Genomic DNA, 617 nt, shown 5'->3' on the forward strand with positions numbered 1-617 from the left:
AAAAAAGGTAGGCATTGTACCTACCCTTTTATAACTATTTAATTGTAATGTATTTTGTATCTTGTGTTTCTAATTCTTTTTTAGGAACTGTAAGTCTCAAGATACCATCTTCATAGCTGGCTTCAATATCTTCATTTCTAACATTTTCTCCTACATAGAAACTTCGTGCCATTGAACCTACATAACGTTCTTTTCGGATATATTGTCCTTCTTCATTCTTTTCTTCTTTATCAATACCTTTATTTGTGGCGATTGTTAAATATCCATTTTCTAACGATATTGAAATATCTTCTTTCTTAAATCCTGGTAAATCCATGTCTAATTCATAACTGTGATCAGTTTCTCGAACATCTGTTTTCATCATATTCTTTGAATGTTTTCCATATAATGGATTTTTCTTTCCAAAGAATTCATTATCAAAATCATCAAACCAATCATCAAATAAATTTTCTTTAAAAATACTAGGCATCATCATAAGTCATTTCCCCTTTCAATCTAGATACTTAGATTATTCGCATCGTTGTTTCAAGCGGTGTTAACTTACTGAAACTAGGTTCTTTTTTTATCTCTTTCCTAATTTCTAAATACATTATAGTTCTCTCTTTTAGCACTGTCAA

Annotated in this window: 1 protein-coding gene; it reads right to left on the reverse strand. The window is 29.5% G+C overall.

Going from position 1 to position 617, the window contains the following annotated elements:
• Nucleotides 1–34 precede the first annotated feature (34 nt).
• Nucleotides 35–475 carry an Hsp20/alpha crystallin family protein gene (locus tag DW911_RS10890; protein WP_118431246.1) on the reverse strand — a complete coding sequence of 147 codons (441 nt, stop codon included), beginning with the start codon at nt 473–475 and terminating at the stop codon, nt 35–37.
• Nucleotides 476–617 lie beyond the last annotated feature (142 nt).

The organism is Erysipelatoclostridium sp. AM42-17 (assembly GCF_003480255.1).
Taxonomy (GTDB): domain Bacteria; phylum Bacillota_I; class Bacilli_A; order Erysipelotrichales; family Coprobacillaceae; genus Faecalibacillus.

Excerpts from the sequence above, each read along its gene's own strand:
- DW911_RS10890 (WP_118431246.1), bottom strand. The coding sequence starts at position 475 with ATGATGATGCCTAGTATTTTTAAAGAAAATTTATTTGATGATTGGTTT.